This window comes from Sphingobium nicotianae (genome assembly GCF_018603885.1).
GTDB classification, from domain to species: domain Bacteria; phylum Pseudomonadota; class Alphaproteobacteria; order Sphingomonadales; family Sphingomonadaceae; genus Sphingobium; species Sphingobium nicotianae.
Map to the genome: position 1 here is coordinate 294,163 of NZ_JAHGAW010000005.1, position 14,379 is coordinate 308,541.

General features: G+C 59.1%; 15 protein-coding genes. 7 read left to right on the forward strand and 8 right to left on the reverse strand.

Features of this window, described 5'->3' with window-relative positions; genetic code table 11:
- Positions 1–108: 108 nt before the first annotated feature.
- Positions 109–519: a MarR family winged helix-turn-helix transcriptional regulator gene (locus KK488_RS09485; protein ID WP_250890218.1), complete on the reverse strand. Its 411-nt coding sequence runs from the start codon at positions 517–519 to the stop codon at positions 109–111.
- Between the two features lie 134 nt (positions 520–653).
- Between KK488_RS09485 and KK488_RS09490 the strand changes: the two genes are divergently transcribed.
- From KK488_RS09490 to KK488_RS09505, 4 genes are all read left to right on the forward strand, one after another.
- Entirely contained in the window at positions 654–2,339 is a 1,686-nt protein-coding gene (locus KK488_RS09490) for a chloride channel protein (RefSeq protein ID WP_214622910.1), read from the forward strand.
- Between the two features lie 440 nt (positions 2,340–2,779).
- On the forward strand, positions 2,780–3,154 hold the full coding sequence (locus KK488_RS09495) for a group III truncated hemoglobin (protein WP_214622911.1): 375 nt from the start codon (positions 2,780–2,782) through the stop codon (positions 3,152–3,154).
- Positions 3,155–3,178: 24 nt separating this feature from the next.
- Positions 3,179–3,451, forward strand: a complete 273-nt coding sequence (locus tag KK488_RS09500) for a TehB family protein (protein ID WP_214622912.1) — start codon at positions 3,179–3,181, stop codon at positions 3,449–3,451.
- A gap of 51 nt (positions 3,452–3,502) precedes the next feature.
- Positions 3,503–3,967, forward strand: a complete 465-nt coding sequence (locus KK488_RS09505; RefSeq protein WP_214622913.1) for a hypothetical protein — start codon at positions 3,503–3,505, stop codon at positions 3,965–3,967.
- Between the two features lie 117 nt (positions 3,968–4,084).
- Here KK488_RS09505 and KK488_RS09510 read toward each other — a convergent pair whose 3' ends face one another.
- The 3 genes from KK488_RS09510 to KK488_RS09520 all read right to left on the reverse strand — a co-directional run bounded on the left by KK488_RS09510 (position 4,085) and on the right by KK488_RS09520 (position 5,714).
- Positions 4,085–4,291: a GreA/GreB family elongation factor gene (locus tag KK488_RS09510; RefSeq protein WP_214622914.1), complete on the reverse strand. Its 207-nt coding sequence runs from the start codon at positions 4,289–4,291 to the stop codon at positions 4,085–4,087.
- A 113-nt stretch (positions 4,292–4,404) separates the two neighbouring features.
- Complete coding sequence (locus KK488_RS09515; protein WP_214622915.1) at positions 4,405–5,043, reverse strand: peroxiredoxin; 639 nt, start codon at positions 5,041–5,043, stop codon at positions 4,405–4,407.
- Between the two features lie 323 nt (positions 5,044–5,366).
- Positions 5,367–5,714, reverse strand: a complete 348-nt coding sequence (locus KK488_RS09520; RefSeq protein ID WP_214622916.1) for a hypothetical protein — start codon at positions 5,712–5,714, stop codon at positions 5,367–5,369.
- A gap of 153 nt (positions 5,715–5,867) precedes the next feature.
- Between KK488_RS09520 and KK488_RS09525 the strand changes: the two genes are divergently transcribed.
- The 3 genes from KK488_RS09525 (at position 5,868) to KK488_RS09535 (ending at position 9,862) form a co-directional block, all read left to right on the forward strand.
- Entirely contained in the window at positions 5,868–6,716 is an 849-nt protein-coding gene (locus KK488_RS09525) for a LysR family transcriptional regulator (RefSeq protein ID WP_214622984.1), read from the forward strand.
- A gap of 310 nt (positions 6,717–7,026) precedes the next feature.
- On the forward strand, positions 7,027–8,682 hold the full coding sequence (gene ctaD, locus KK488_RS09530; protein ID WP_214622986.1) for a cytochrome c oxidase subunit I: 1,656 nt from the start codon (positions 7,027–7,029) through the stop codon (positions 8,680–8,682).
- Between the two features lie 169 nt (positions 8,683–8,851).
- The gene (locus KK488_RS09535) at positions 8,852–9,862 is read left to right on the forward strand and encodes a rod shape-determining protein (RefSeq protein ID WP_214622917.1); all 1,011 of its coding nucleotides are present in this window, start codon (positions 8,852–8,854) and stop codon (positions 9,860–9,862) included.
- 496 nt (positions 9,863–10,358) lie between these two features.
- Here the strand turns inward: KK488_RS09535 and KK488_RS09540 are convergent, their stop codons facing one another.
- The 4 genes from KK488_RS09540 to KK488_RS09555 form a co-directional block, all read right to left on the reverse strand.
- A complete protein-coding gene (locus tag KK488_RS09540; protein WP_214622918.1) occupies positions 10,359–10,802 on the reverse strand; it encodes an Rrf2 family transcriptional regulator in 444 nt (147 codons plus the stop codon).
- Between the two features lie 463 nt (positions 10,803–11,265).
- Positions 11,266–11,415, reverse strand: a complete 150-nt coding sequence (gene ccoS, locus KK488_RS09545; RefSeq protein WP_214622919.1) for a cbb3-type cytochrome oxidase assembly protein CcoS — start codon at positions 11,413–11,415, stop codon at positions 11,266–11,268.
- Positions 11,412–13,646, reverse strand: a complete 2,235-nt coding sequence (locus KK488_RS09550) for a cation-translocating P-type ATPase (RefSeq protein ID WP_214622920.1) — start codon at positions 13,644–13,646, stop codon at positions 11,412–11,414. Before KK488_RS09550 ends, ccoS begins: the two co-directional genes overlap by 4 nt.
- A 4-nt stretch (positions 13,647–13,650) precedes the next feature.
- Positions 13,651–14,259 carry a DUF2189 domain-containing protein gene (locus KK488_RS09555; protein WP_349356868.1) on the reverse strand — a complete coding sequence of 203 codons (609 nt, stop codon included), beginning with the start codon at positions 14,257–14,259 and terminating at the stop codon, positions 13,651–13,653.
- Positions 14,260–14,379: the final 120 nt, after the last annotated feature.

The window sequence follows — 14,379 nt, forward strand, 5'->3', positions numbered from 1 at the left end:
CGCTCAAACACGGCGAATCCGAGCCTGAACGAATGGCCAGTACCATGATGTCGGGCTCGGCTCGCGAACGACCGAATTGAAGCAGACGACCGACCCGAAATTTGCTGTCTATTCTCCCGCGCGATCCAGCAATGCTGTCAGTAGAGGACGCAGGCGCCTTAACTCTTCGCGATGCGTTGCTGATAGGTCAGCAAGGATCATCTCCGCCTTCGCCGTCAGTTCAAGAAGCGATTGTCGCCGGTCGTCGACCGAAGAACGACGCATAAGAAGCCCTAGCGCCTCAAGCCGGTGGATGAGGCCGCTGGCGCTGTGCGGCTTGAGAATGAGCCGCTCGGCCACATAGCCAATCGTCGCCGCGCCGGGTCGAGCGGCGCGGATTGCGAGCAATGCCTGATGTTGCTGAGCCGTCAGGCCCGCTGCAGCGGCCCTGCTCTCGCTGAATGCCATAAACAGTCGCAAGGTGTGACGAAAGTCCGCGAGGATTGCGTAGTCGGCATCAGTAACAGGCATCTGGTTCATGATTGCTCCTAATCCCGTTGATAAATATCACATTGCGATATAATCCGCCGCGGATTCATCGGAAAGGCATCATGACCGCAATTGCATCCCAGCCTCATGCTCACGAACTCGCTGATCATAGCGCCGATCGGCGCATGCTGTTTCTGATCGCAGCCTCTTTGTTCGTTGGCACGGGCGGCGCTTTCGGGGCCTGGGCATTGCTCAAGCTCATCGCGATAGCGACCAATATCTTCTGGTTCGGCAGATTCTCCGCCAGCCCGGCACTCATCACTGACAGTTCGATCGGATTCGGTGTCGCCATCATTCCGGTGATCGGCAGCCTGATCATTGGCCTGATGGCTCGCTTCGGATCGGACAAGATTCGTGGCCATGGAATACCAGAGGCGATCGAGGCCATTCTGTATGGTGAAAGCCGCCTGTCCCCCAAAGTTGCGTTCCTCAAACCCCTCTCATCTGCCATCTCGATCGGCAGTGGAGGCCCGTTCGGTGCTGAGGGGCCGATCATTATGACCGGCGGAGCGATCGGATCGCTCTTCGCCCAGTGCTTCCATCTAAGCGCTGCGGAGCGCAAGACGCTGCTCGTCGCAGGCGCAGCTGCCGGTATGACGGCGATTTTCGGGACGCCCGTCGCTGCAATTCTGCTCGCGGTGGAAGTGTTGCTGTTCGAGTGGAAACCGCGCAGCTTCGTACCGGTGGTCGTCGCCGCGCTCGTGTCTCTGGCCTGGCGCCCCCTGCTCGTCGGAAGCGGGCCATTGTTTCCCTTTCACGGCGTGCCGGTCACCGGTTGGTTGGTCATGGTGGGCGCGGCTGGCATCGGGCTGCTCGTCGGTCTCGAAGCCGTTCTGCTGTCGACGTTACTCTACCGCATCGAGGATCAATTTCACCGGTTGCCGATCCACTGGATGTGGTGGCCAGCGCTAGGCGCCATCGTCGTCGGTGTCGGCGGGCTCATCGACGCACATGTGCTCGGGGCGGGCTATCAGAGTATCCAGGATCTGCTCAATGGATCGCTCGCGACCCGGGTTGTCTTCGCTCTGTTTGTCGTCAAAGCAGTTGTCTGGCTGGTCGCTCTGGGTTCCGGCACATCAGGCGGTGTTCTGGCGCCGTTGCTGATCTTGGGCGGCGCCTGCGCTTCCTTAGTGGGCCTGGCGGTCGGCGCCAATCCCGGCTTCTGCGCCATGCTGGGCATGGCTGGCATCTTGAGTGGAGCCATGCGGGCGCCTTTGACTGGCGCAGTGTTCGCGGCTGAATTGACGGGTCATTTCGACAGCCTGCCCGCCGCATTCGCCGCCTCTGTATGCGCCTATGCGGTCAGCGTGCTTATCATGCGCCGCTCGATCCTGACCGAAAAGATCTCGCGACGCGGCCGGCATATCCTCCAGGAATATAGCGTCGATCCGTTCGATTTCCTGCAGGCCGGGCAGATCATGACTGCCAAACCGGAGATGTTGTCAGGATCGACGACCATTGGCGAGACAATCGCCTTCTTCGGAAGCACCGCCAAGCACCGCAGCTATCCGGTGACCAATGACGACGGGCGGTTGCTCGGATTGGTATCAAGATCAGACGTGCTGCGCTGGCAAGTTGAGAACGCACCGCGAGACTCCGCCTTGTCGGACGTCGTTTCCGATGCCTCACAGCCTTTTGCCGCGCCACAAGCTCCGGTTGGCGTGGTAGCCGATCTCATGGTCGAGACGGGCGTCGGGCGCATTCCGATCGTCGACCCGAGCACCAGCCGAGTGATCGGTATTCTGTCACGTCACGATCTATTGAAGGCGCGACGTATCGGCGTCGAGGCGGAGCGCGCGCGCAGCCGCTGAAGTCGCCTTGGCGAGTGGCGCTTGGCACTGAACGAGTGTCCGCTATGGGAATGCGCTCTTCGGCGTTGGACGTCCGAGACGATGGAGCGAGGGGCGATAAACCTCGGCCCGGGGACGTCACGTTCATTGATTCAGTTTTCTGCGGGGCGCGATCAGCTGGGTCATCGAGGCAGAAGGGATGAACGGGCGGAGGCTCCCGGCCATCAGAACCTTTGCGCGAAATGACCGTGCCCGGTGCGCGGGCTAGACTCGATCGCGCAGACGACCCGCATCGTCAACGCCTCGCTGCCTGTGCTTCCGAATAACGAGGTTGTTGGAAGGGCGCTAAAAATTCTTGCGGCCGATCGATGCTCGCGTGTCGCGCAAGTGGCCGATAGCAGTTGTATCTTTTGTAATGTTCTTATACATGCAATTTAAATGCATATTTGAAGGAGGAGGCCATGCATGATCAAGTCGATCGCGTGGACGAGCGGAGCCTGCGCGAACTGGTCGAGCGGTTTTATGCTCGCGTACGGGAAGACGAGCAGCTTGGACCGATCTTCAACGATGCCATCCAGGATTGGCCGGAGCATCTGGACAAGCTAACAGCCTTTTGGTCCTCGGTGATGCTCACAAGCGGCCGATACAAGGGTAATCCCTTGGCAGCGCATATTAAGCATCGCGACCGGATTACGCCCGAACTTTTCGACCGCTGGCTCGCGCTCTGGCAACTGACGACCAGCGAAGTAATGGACCAGGACGCCGCCCGCATCATTCAGTTTAAGGCTTCCCGTATCGCCGAGAGCTTGCAGCTCGGCATGTTCTTCCGGCTCTGACGCCGCTCGCCTAGGAGACGTCAATTGGCCATTGAACCCTATCGATCGACACCGGTCTTTGATCAGGACAGTCTGCCCTCGGCCCTTCGGCAACGCCACAACACGAAGGAGGGCGTGTGGGGACTTGTCCGGATCATCGAAGGCAGTCTGCGGCTCGTCTATCTCGATCCACAATCAGAGATCGTCCTCGATTCCGTGACACCGGGGCTGTTGCTACCGGGGCAACCACATTTTGTGGAGCCCTTGGGACCAATGAAGATGCGAGTGGAATTCTACCATGGTCCGCCGGAGATCTGACATGGTCGATTGCTGGAAATTCGTGATTCAAGGCGTTTGAGAGGTCTGGTCATGGACGATTTTATCGTTGCGCGCGCGATACATGTTCTGGCTGTCCTCATGTGGATCGGCGGTCTTGCTTTCGTCACGACCGTGGTCACACCCTACGTCCGGCACGGCCGGTTACCTGCGCGGCGCCTAGCTGCATTTCAAGAATTCGAGAGGCGCTTCGCGCCGCAGGCTCGCATCTGGGTCCTGCTTGCCGGCGCCAGTGGCTTCTGGATGGTTCACCGCGCCTCGCTATGGAGTCGCTTCGCGGATCCGCACTTCTGGTGGATGCACGCCATGGTCGCACTATGGGCGATCTTCATCATGATGCTGTTCGTGATCGAACCTTTGTTTCTCCATCGTCACATGGAAGAGTCGACCAATCCCATCGCTGACTTTGACCGATTGGAACGGATGCATCGCATCCTTCTCCTCCTGGCGGTGATCACGCTCCTGGGCGCCGTTGCTGGAAGTCACGGTTTGATCTGACGGACCTGACGTCCGGTCAGGCTGTTCACCATGGCTTCCGGTTCTCAACGGCCGGTTGAAAACTTTGGCGATGATCAGATGGCGCTGGTGGTCATCATCGTCCGGCCGGAGGACGGACTAACCTTCGCGGCGGCCGATGAGACCAGCGCCGACAGGCATCAGGGTCGAGAAGTGACCGGCTGCTATGTCCTCTTCGCGAGGATAGACAAGCTGGATCTCGCTCTGCGGGCCGTTCGTCTCATCGATGAAGTCGACGTTGGCGTGCATCGTCAGAACGTCAGGCGAGGGAGGTGCCGAGACCAAGGCGCCTGAGGTGTCTTCCATGGGTCAAACCTGTCTCAACGTCGGAACAAGTCAATTTTCTGGCCGGCCCGCTGTGGGGTGTGTGGCAAGCGAGCCCGCTGCCGACGTTCGGTCCTTTTCCGAGCCTGGACCCGTTATTCCACGGCTTCGAGATCCACGAGGCGCAGATAGGGTTTGAGCGTCCTGAAGCCCTGCGGAAACAGGCGCGAGGCTTCCTCGTCTGAAAGCCTGGGGGAAATGACCACCGGATCGCCCTGTGCCCAGTTAACGGGCGTCGCAATCGCGCGCGTATCGGTCAATTGAAGGCTGTCGATCGCGCGGAGGATTTCCTGGAAATTGCGGCCGGTGCTGGGCGGGTAGGTGAGGATCAGGCGCACCTTTTTAGCGGGATCGATAACGAAGACCGAGCGTACGGTAACGTTCGGATCGCTTTCGGGATGAATCATGCCGTAGAGCTTCGAAACGGAGGCATCCGGATCAGCCAACATGGGAAAATCCACAGCTTTGCCCTGGGTCTCCGCAATATCCTCTTCCCAGATACAGTGGGCTTCGAGCGGATCGATCGAGAGCCCAATAGTTTTCACATTACGCTTGTCCCATTCCGGGCGTAAGTGCGCGACTTCCCCCAGTTCGGTCGTGCATACCGGCGTGAAGTCCTTGGGGTGGCTGAAAAGGACGCCCCAACTCGCTCCGAGCCATTCGTGAAACCGAATGGGTCCGTGGGTGCTGTCCTGCTCGAAGTCGGGGGCTATCTGCCCAAGCTGAATGGTCATGGAGGCTCCTTGGCAATTTGGCGTCGCAATGTGATCGTCAATCAATCGACAAGCAAATGAATGATATTTCCACTTAAAGCGAATTTGTTTGATATTATCATCGAGCGCGTGATGGAATGAACAGGGCAATCGTGATGAAAGCCACCACCAGAGCGCCAAAGAACACGGCATCTGCATCCGCTGCGCCGATAATCTCGAATTGCATCATGAACCAAATGATGATCCGAATAATTATGAACGCAATGACCGCCGTCACCGCACGGTCGGGTCCGCTCTTACGATGATTGAGCCGATCTCGCCTCACAGCGAAAGGCCGCCCGCACTCACGGGGTTCGATGGTCTACATCGTCGGCATGCGACCCCCTGTTTGCTAGGATCTGGCCGAGGTCCTCCTGGAAGAGCTTCACGATATCGATCGGCTCCCGCCGAGGAGCCTTGTCGCGCGCCAACAGGTTCAGCGACCTCCATTCGAGAGCAATGGTCAAACAAGTTGTAAGGGGAACGAGAATGATGGCCGCCCAAACCATAAGCCCCTGGCCGATCACGCCGGCTTCGTCGAGCGCATAGAGTCCCGCGCTCACGGCAACGATGGCAAGCGTAGCTGCAATCGCATGAACTCGCCGAACGATCGGCGATGGACGCGCCGGCCGAAATGGTTCGATCGGCTTCATGCCGTTCGCACCGGACGTGTCACCTCAACGGGCGCGCAGTCTGATAGCCTATGTCGGACCATGATGGTCTCTCCTTGCCCGGCCATCTTTCCTGCTTTAGTATCCATCAAGCAAGCGAATATAATTGTACTTTGATATGCGAGAATGTTCTGGATGGATATCGTCGTCGCGCGCACGTTCCTCGAAGTCGTGAAGACCGGCAGCTTCGTGGCCGCCGCTAACAATCTCAACCTGACCCAGACGGCAGTGAGCGCCCGGATCAAGGTGTTGGAGGAGCAACTCGACCGCCCGGTCTTTATCCGCAACAAGGCCGGCGCTCGGCTGACGCCGGAGGGGCAACAGTTTCTTCGCTTTGCGACGACGCTCGTGCAGGTTTGGGACAGAGCCCGCCGGGCAATAGCCCTACCGCCAGGACGAGACACCGTCGTTACGGTAGGCGCAGAGCTCAGCCTGTGGAGTCCATTGCTACGTCATTGGCTGCTTTGGATGCGCCGCGAATGTCCAGACATTGCAGTCAGCACGCAAATCGACACATCCGAGCGACTGATGGCTCGGGTGCAGGATGGATCACTGGACGTGGCCATCCTCTATGCGGCACCGAGCAGGCCAGGCATGATCGCCGAACTGCTGTTCGAGGAAAAGCTCGTGTTCGTGCGTACAACACCTGCAAACCGTCCTCTCGCGCCTGAGGATCATGTGCAGGTCGACTGGGGCGAGGATTTTGCGGCCAGCTACCAGGCTGCCTTCCCGGACCAGCCCAACGCGGTGGTGTCGATTAGCTATGGGCCGCTCGCGCTCGACTATATCCTCGCAACCGGGGGATGCGGCTATTTTCGCAAGGGCTTTATCCGTTCCTATCTCGAAGAAGGTCGGCTGGCGGTTGTTCCGGATAGCCCGGAATTTTCCTACTCGGCCTATGTTGTCCATTCGACCCAGGCCGATCCGGGCGTGATGGACCGGATACGCATTGGCTTGCGTGCGGCGGCGGCAGTCTCGACATGAATAATGAACCATCACTCATGTGCTGCGTCCTTGAAGCGGATGTGCCTATTTCGGGACTGCTCCCGTACAGAGCTGCTGGCGGCGCTCCACGGGCTTCTGGCAAGATGGAACCAATAAAGTTGCTGGAACCGAGAGGAAACATGATCTTTTTTGGATGGTCTCCGGATGCTATCCGGGCGTTAGGAAAGACGATCCCGATTTTTGCATGAAGACACGGTGATCGGTGCGCTGATCGCTGTCACGGCGTTGCGTGCCTGCGCCGTGACGCATGGATGATCGTTCGTCTCCCCGGAGAAATATGGAGATGACGATGGCCGAAGAGGTAGTGGCGGCAAACCCATTCCAGAGCGCGCGCGCAGAGCGGGACCACGATCACAAACCGTCATTCTTCATACGTTGGTTCATGTCGACCAATCATAAGGATATCGGTACACTCTATCTCATCTTTGCGATCTGCGCCGGCATTATCGGAGCTGCGATCTCAGGCATGATGCGGCTCGAGCTGGCCGAGCCCGGCATCCAGTATCTGCCCATGTGGGCCGGTACGGACAACATGGCTCAGGCGCTTCATCTCTGGAACGTGCTGGTGACTGCGCACGGCCTCATCATGATCTTTTTCGCCATCATGCCGGCGATGGTGGGCGGATTCGGCAACTGGTTCGTGCCGATCATGATCGGCGCGCCGGACATGGCGTTCCCACGCATGAACAATATCAGCTTCTGGCTGTTGGTACCGTCATTTGTCCTGTTTGTCGGCTCCGCATTCGTGCCGGGAGGCTCGGGTGACGGCGCCGGGACCGGGTGGACGCTCTATGCTCCGCTTTCGACTACCGGTTCGCCCGGTCCAGCTGTCGACATGGTAATCTTGTCGATACATCTCGCCGGCGTCTCGTCCATCCTGGGCGCGATCAACTTGATTACCACGATCTTGAACATGCGCGCGCCAGGCATGACGCTGCACAAGATGCCGTTGTTCTGCTGGTCGGTCTTGGTCACCGCCTTCATGCTGCTGTTCGCCCTTCCGGTGCTCGCGGCGGCCATCACCATGCTGCTTACCGATCGCAACTTCCATACCACGTTCTTCGATCCCACCGGCGGCGGCGATCCCGAGCTCTATCAGCATCTGTTTTGGTTCTTCGGTCACCCGGAGGTTTACATCATGATCCTGCCTGGCTTTGGCATCATCAGCCAAGTGATCTCGACCTTTAGCCGTAAACCAATCTTCGGTTATCTAGGCATGGCCTATGCTATGGTCGCGATCGCGATTATCGGATTTCTTGTCTGGGCTCACCACATGTTCACGGTCGGCCTATCGCTCAACGTGAAGCTATACTTCTCCGCGGCCTCGATGGTGATCGCAGTGCCGACAGGGATAAAGATATTTTCCTGGATCGCGACCATGTGGGGCGGGTCTATGACCTTCCGCACACCAATGCTCTGGGCGCTCGGTTTCATCTTCATGTTCACGATTGGCGGTGTGACCGGCGTCGTGCTGGCCAATGGCGGCATCGACGACGAGCTTCAGGACACCTATTATGTGATCGCGCACTTCCACTATGTGCTCAGTCTCGGCGCGGTCTTCTCGCTATTCGCCGGCTTTTATTACTGGTTCCCGAAAATGACCGGCCGCATGTATTCTGAGTTGCTCGGCAAGCTGCATTTTTGGACCTTCTTCATCGGGGTCAACATCCTGTTCTTCCCAATGCATTTCCTCGGAGTCAGCGGCATGCAACGTCGCGTCCCGGACTATCCCGACGCCTACTACACCTGGAATCACGTTGCTTCGCTCGGCTACGCGGTTGCGGCGTTCGGTATGGTCTTCTTCTTCGCGAACGTCATCTGGTCGCTGTTTCGCGGGCCGGTGGCCGGCGACAACCCCTGGGGGGAAGGTGCGAACACGCTGGAGTGGACCTTGTCGAGTCCCCCACCTTATCACCAGTTCGAGACGTTGCCCGTGATCGTTTGATCGACAAAATAATGTTCGAACGCCGGGATGAGAACATTGTGACGAGTGCCTGAGATTCGCTGGAGCGTGGAGGCCCGTGAACTCCACCGCCTGCCCGGTGCGGCCCGGCGTCACGGTTCGATGCCCCGTTTGTGCATACAACATGTCCAAACTTTGCTATCGTCGTGGGATGCATCAAATCCAAGCTTTTTTCACCAGCCGGGCTGACGCTGAGATCGCGATTGATTTCGGAACAGCCAATACCCGTATATTCCTGCGAGGCTCCGGGGTCGTCTTCGAGGAACCGTCATTATGTTGCTTCCGCGACGAGACCGGCCGACCCGATCTCGTGGCCGCTGGCAGTGAGGTCACTCGCATGGTGGACCGCACGTCGGGTTCGCTTCATATCGTGCGGCCACTGGTGCGCGGCGTTCTGAACGATATCGACGCGGGCCGTGAGTTGCTCCGTCATGCGCTTCGGACTGGTATTGGCCGGCGGCACCTGCGTTCACCGCGCGCGATACTGGGCGTACCGGCAGATGCCACCGATGCCGAGCAAAAAGCGCTTATCACGACGGCGCAGGATGCTGGAGTTCGGGTGGTTCAACTTGTACCTGAGCCCCTGGCGGCCGCGTTCGGTGCTGACGTGCCGATGGACGGGGCAGAAGGCTCGATGCTGATCGAATGCGGAGCCGGCACGACCGAGGTCGTGGTCTTATCGCTCGGTGCTCTTTGTCTGAAACGTTCGGTGCGCGCGGGTGGGCAAGCGTTGAATCAAGCCATTGCGGACCATGTTCATTCCAAACACAAATTCCGGATCGGAGCAGAGACCGCTGAACGGGTGAAGCTCGAGGTCGCCGAATGGATGGCGGATGATCATTCCCACCCAAAAGATCTCCAATTGAAGGGGTACAGTCTTCTTTCAGGCGGCCCCGGCGCGCTTGCCGTGAGCGCCCAGGAGATCATTGGTGTCGTTGACCGGCATGCCGCCACGATCGTCGATGTTGTTCGCGCTGTCCTGAATGAAACACCACCGGAATTGTCGCGAGATATTCACGATCGTGGAATTCTACTCACTGGGGGTAGCGCATCGATATCCATCCTGCAGCACGCCATTGCTCGGGCGACTGGTCTTACGACGCGCGTGGCACAGGATCCGCTGCGTTGCGTTACTCGAGGGCTGGGCCGAATGGTCTCCTGAAGGTTCCGACGGTTATAGGATTGCGACGCGAGGTTAACGCGCGATCTGACCTAATTCCATTGAGCCGAGCAATCATGATGGCACGCTCGCAGCGGCAAAGGCGGATTCCTTACTGTCGGCTTGACATCATCCTGAATGCAAGAACTCGAGTGCCTCGATGGTTGCATCGGGTAAAAGCGGGTAAAGTCTGTGGTGGGTTCAATCGTTTGCGCGCCTTGGGGATAGATCCATCCTACCTTCGCAACGACACCGTTACGTTGCTATTTCGCGGACGATCTGCTTGCCTTCGACAACAGATTGCGGGATTTTTTCTTTTCAGTTGGCGACATCGTCAACCGAGAACGAGGGTCCTCGGCATCAATTCAGGCGCGTATCGTTGTTACCTCGCAAGATGATTGAAGAAAAAGGTCGCGGCTGCTGGGTTTTTCCTGAATGCACCGACGCATCACGTCGATGGGCCTACTTCGATTCCCGCAGAATTGGGCTTTCGTTCAGCTTAACGCATCCCGACGCTCAACGGAGATTGACCGTCGAGGAGGCGTCGCATTGTTGCCCGGTCTGCGAGTAAACTGGCGATGGTGTAGGAGTCGAACACGGCCAACATGGCATTCATGCCCTCGGCAAGAACGCCCGTGAGGCCGCACGCCGGCGACAAGAGACAACCTGAACAATCTGCCAGGTCAAAACCCTCTTCGGTTCTGCGAACGACCTCGCCGACGGTAATCTTGTCGGTGGGTCTCGCCAGTCGCATGCCGCCAGACCGACCTCGTATCGTTTCGACGAAACCGTCCCGAGCAAGGGCGTTGACGACCTTCATGAGGTGGTTATGCGAGATCTTGTAGGTGTGGGAGATCTCCCCGATCGAACAGAGCCGGTCCTCATGTAGAGCGAGATGAATCAGGACCCTGAGCGAGTAGTCGGTATATCGGGTCAGGCGCATTGTGCTCTCATATCATATTTCTCATCAATGATACATGTATTACGTAGGCTCCTACAAGACGTTCGGGCGGTCTGATCGATTCTGCAAGTGCGCTTCCGGCGTGAAATGAAAGCTCCGACTCTGCCGTCCGTCTCCAAAGACGATGGCACAGAAGGGATAGGAGGTCGCAGTGATCATCCGCCATACCCCTGACCTTAGGAAAGGCGACGTCACGGAATATCGGCTCTATCTTCACCGCTGCGACTTCATGCTCGGGGCCGCCGCGATCGGGGGAAGCGCATTGCTGGGTGCATCGGCTGGTGAAGGCCGATCACCACCCGCCTCTTAACTACGGATGTCTCGTGATTTTGCTGCTGACGTACAGGTTGCTGCGTAGCCGGTGGCGAACCAAGCGCGCGTCAAGCGTACTGGGCGCGTGGCGATAGGCACCCCGCGTTCGAGTTCATTGTCTTCCTGTAGCATGTCAGAGTGGCGTGTCGTCATCCGTCAAGACCCGCTCAGCGGCACCGAGGACATCTTCATACTGACCGCTTCGAAGCGCCCAGAAGAACAGCGCGAGCCCGACAATACCAAGGCCGAGAGAGATCGGAATCAGATACCAGAGAACAGTCATGTGATGCCCGCTCCGGCACGCTGCGTTGTCCCCAATTCTGCGCTTTCGCGTCTGACCAGGCGCGCCGCCTTTGCCGGACGAAGGCGCAATGCATTCGCGACCACGAGGATGGACGATCCGGACATGGCCAAAGCCGCGATTAATGGGGTCACCAGGCCGGCAATAGCGATCGGCAAGGCAATCGCGTTGTAGATCGCGGCAAACGCGAAATTCTGGCGGATCAGTCTATCCGCGGAGCGCGCAACGCGGATCGCGTAAGGCACTGAATCAAGGTTAGAGTTCAAAAACACGAAGTCGGCCGCCTGGCGGCCGACGTCCGCCGCGCTGCCCGGCGCCATGGAGACATGTGCTGCAACCAGCGCGGGGGCATCGTTGAGACCATCGCCGACCATGAGCACCTTCGACCCAGTGCCGGCGAGTTCCGCAAGATGCGCCGTCTTTTCTCCGGGGAGGAGTTGGGCCTGCCATTTGTCTATTCCCAAATCGGCTGCCACGCGCGCGACGGCGTCTGTTGCATCCCCGGACATGATCTCAAGGGTGAAGCCATCCGAGCGCAGATTTGCGACCGTCTCCCTGGCTCCTTTCCGTAGTTCGTCCTCAAAGGCGAAGGCCTGCACGAGGCGCCCATTACATGCCAGCACGGTGCAGGCAGCCTTGCCGGCGTCAAAGTTTTTGAGCGCCCATTCATTTCGACCCAGTCGCCAAACGCTGTCTTCGATCCGGGCTTCCATGCCTTGCCCGGCCTTTTCGACGATGCTGTCGAAGGCAATGTCGGCCTGCTCACTGGCCTGCGCCAGCGCTCGTGCATAGGGGTGACGGGAATTCGCGGCGAGCCTGGCGGCAATCGATAGATGAGCCCCATCCATCGCGGCATCGTGCCGTAAGCTGGGACGGCCGGATGTCAGAGTGCCGGTCTTGTCGAATATGATCCTGTCGATCTCCGTGAGACGTTCCATTGCCGAGCCGTCCTTGACCATGATGCCATGCTCGTAGAGCCGTCGTGCCGCGACGACTTGAACCATGGGCACGGCGAGGCCCAAGGCGCAAGGGCATGTGATGATCAGGACGGCGACAGCGATCGTAAGCGCGCGGTGAAGGTCGCCGGTGGCGAGCATCCATCCAACAAAGCTCACGAATGCCGCGCTGTGGACGACGGGAGCATAAAGGCCCGCGGCGCGATCCGCGAGGCGCCTGTAGCGTGAGCGACCGCCCTCGGCCACCTCCATCAGCCGGATCATCTCTGCAAGGAAGCTGTCCTTCGCCGCAGCCGCGGCCGTGAGGGTGAGAGGCCCGGTCAGGTTAAGGGTCCCTTGCCGGAGCGCGCGGCCGGGAATCGCCTGTTCGGGTGCGCTTTCACCGGTCGCCAACGAAACATCGACATCGGAGCAGCCTGTCTCGACGGTTGCATCGACCGGCACCCGTTCACCTGCCATGATCAGGATGGTCATGCCCGGAATGATCTCTTCCGTCGGGACATAACTTCTCGTCCCGTCGGCGTTGATGATCGTCGCGCCATATGTGGCGAGACGGCCGAGCCCCTTCACGGCCGTTCGCGCCCTCTCACGCATCAGATGGTCGAGCGTTCGCCCTATGAGCAGGAAGAAGAGCAATGAGATGGACGCGTCGAAATAGGCGTAGGGTTCGTGATGCGCCGCATCGTAAAGGCTCATCGCGAAGGCGAGCAGCACGCCGATGGATATCGGCACGTCCATGTTGGTCTGTCCATGCCTCAACGCTTGCCAGGCCGACTGGAAGAAGATTCGTCCCGAATAGGCCAGCGCAGGTAGGGCGATGGCGGCCGACAGCCAATGGAACAGATCACGCGTTTCGCCGGCTGCTCCGGACCAGACCGAAACCGAAAGCCCCATGATGTTCATCGCGGCAAATCCGGCGACTGCCAGCGCCCGGATCAGACGGCTGAATTGCAGATCCCTGCCGTCCTCCCGCGTTTCAAAGAGATGGGCCTCGTAGCCGAGCTGTTCGAGAGTGGCTCCAAGCGGAGGCGGGCCGTCGCTTTCGCGCCAGGTTATCGCCAGACGTTTGGTCGAAAGATTGAGGCGCGCTCGCTGCACGCCGGGCAGTCGTTCGACAGCGTCTTCGATTTTTCGGATACAGCCGCCGCAATGTACATCGGGCACGGACAGGTCGGTCTGGCGAATTCCAGCGTCAACGACGCGGCTGGCGAGCAGTACTTCTTCGGATGAAACCCTCAATGCAGCTTCGCCAGTCACGGCATCACCGCACCGTCCTATATGCGTGCCAGGTTGCGTGGCCGAGCCACGGAAATACGATGATGAGCCCGATCAGCGCCGTTGCGATCGAGAACAAGAACAACGCCAGCACGATCATCGCCCATACGAGCATTGGCCGCAGATTGTTCCACACCAATGCCCAGCTTGTGCCCATCGCGGTCAATGCGTCGACCCGGCGATCAAGCATCATCGGGATCGAAAAGGCCGAGATGGCGAAGGCGAAAGCCGCAAACAGACCGCCGACCAGCGTGCCTACAATAATCATGGCAAGCCCGGTCGACGTCGTGAACAGCATAGCCGCGACATGGTCGAGCCCGGGAAACGGTCGAACGCCGAAGAAGAGGGCGTAGATAATGACGGCGGCCCTCATCCAAAGGAGCATCAGTCCGCAGAGCAGGGCGCCAATAAAGAGAACCTGACCGCCCGCGCGCGCATGCGGCAGAACCATGCGCCAAAAGGAGACAGGCTGATTGAACTCGAGCGCGCGGCTCTTGGCATACAACCCGATCGCGAGTGTTGGCGCGAATACGAGAAACCCCGCCATGGCCGGGAACAGCGCATAGTCCCAGCCCAGCCAAATCAGGCCCGTCACGATGATGAGTGAGAGGAGATAGACAAGCAGGCCATAGAGCAGGCTCGTCGCGGGATCGATGACGAGGTCGCCCCACCCGGCGCCCAGCCAGTCGAAGGCGACGGCCGTCTTCAGATGGCG

Coding starts and splice junctions, on each gene's coding strand:
- KK488_RS09510 (WP_214622914.1), bottom strand. CDS start 4,291: ATGGAAGACACCTCAGGCGCCTTGGTCTCGGCACCTCCCTCGCCTGAC.
- KK488_RS09525 (WP_214622984.1), top strand. CDS start 5,868: ATGGATATCGTCGTCGCGCGCACGTTCCTCGAAGTCGTGAAGACCGGC.
- KK488_RS09535 (WP_214622917.1), top strand. CDS start 8,852: ATGCATCAAATCCAAGCTTTTTTCACCAGCCGGGCTGACGCTGAGATC.
- ctaD (WP_214622986.1), top strand. CDS start 7,027: ATGGCCGAAGAGGTAGTGGCGGCAAACCCATTCCAGAGCGCGCGCGCA.
- KK488_RS09520 (WP_214622916.1), bottom strand. CDS start 5,714: ATGAAGCCGATCGAACCATTTCGGCCGGCGCGTCCATCGCCGATCGTT.
- KK488_RS09540 (WP_214622918.1), bottom strand. CDS start 10,802: ATGCGCCTGACCCGATATACCGACTACTCGCTCAGGGTCCTGATTCAT.
- KK488_RS09515 (WP_214622915.1), bottom strand. CDS start 5,043: ATGACCATTCAGCTTGGGCAGATAGCCCCCGACTTCGAGCAGGACAGC.
- KK488_RS09495 (WP_214622911.1), top strand. CDS start 2,780: ATGCATGATCAAGTCGATCGCGTGGACGAGCGGAGCCTGCGCGAACTG.
- KK488_RS09490 (WP_214622910.1), top strand. CDS start 654: ATGCTGTTTCTGATCGCAGCCTCTTTGTTCGTTGGCACGGGCGGCGCT.
- KK488_RS09485 (WP_250890218.1), bottom strand. CDS start 519: ATGAACCAGATGCCTGTTACTGATGCCGACTACGCAATCCTCGCGGAC.
- KK488_RS09505 (WP_214622913.1), top strand. CDS start 3,503: ATGGACGATTTTATCGTTGCGCGCGCGATACATGTTCTGGCTGTCCTC.
- ccoS (WP_214622919.1), bottom strand. CDS start 11,415: ATGACTGTTCTCTGGTATCTGATTCCGATCTCTCTCGGCCTTGGTATT.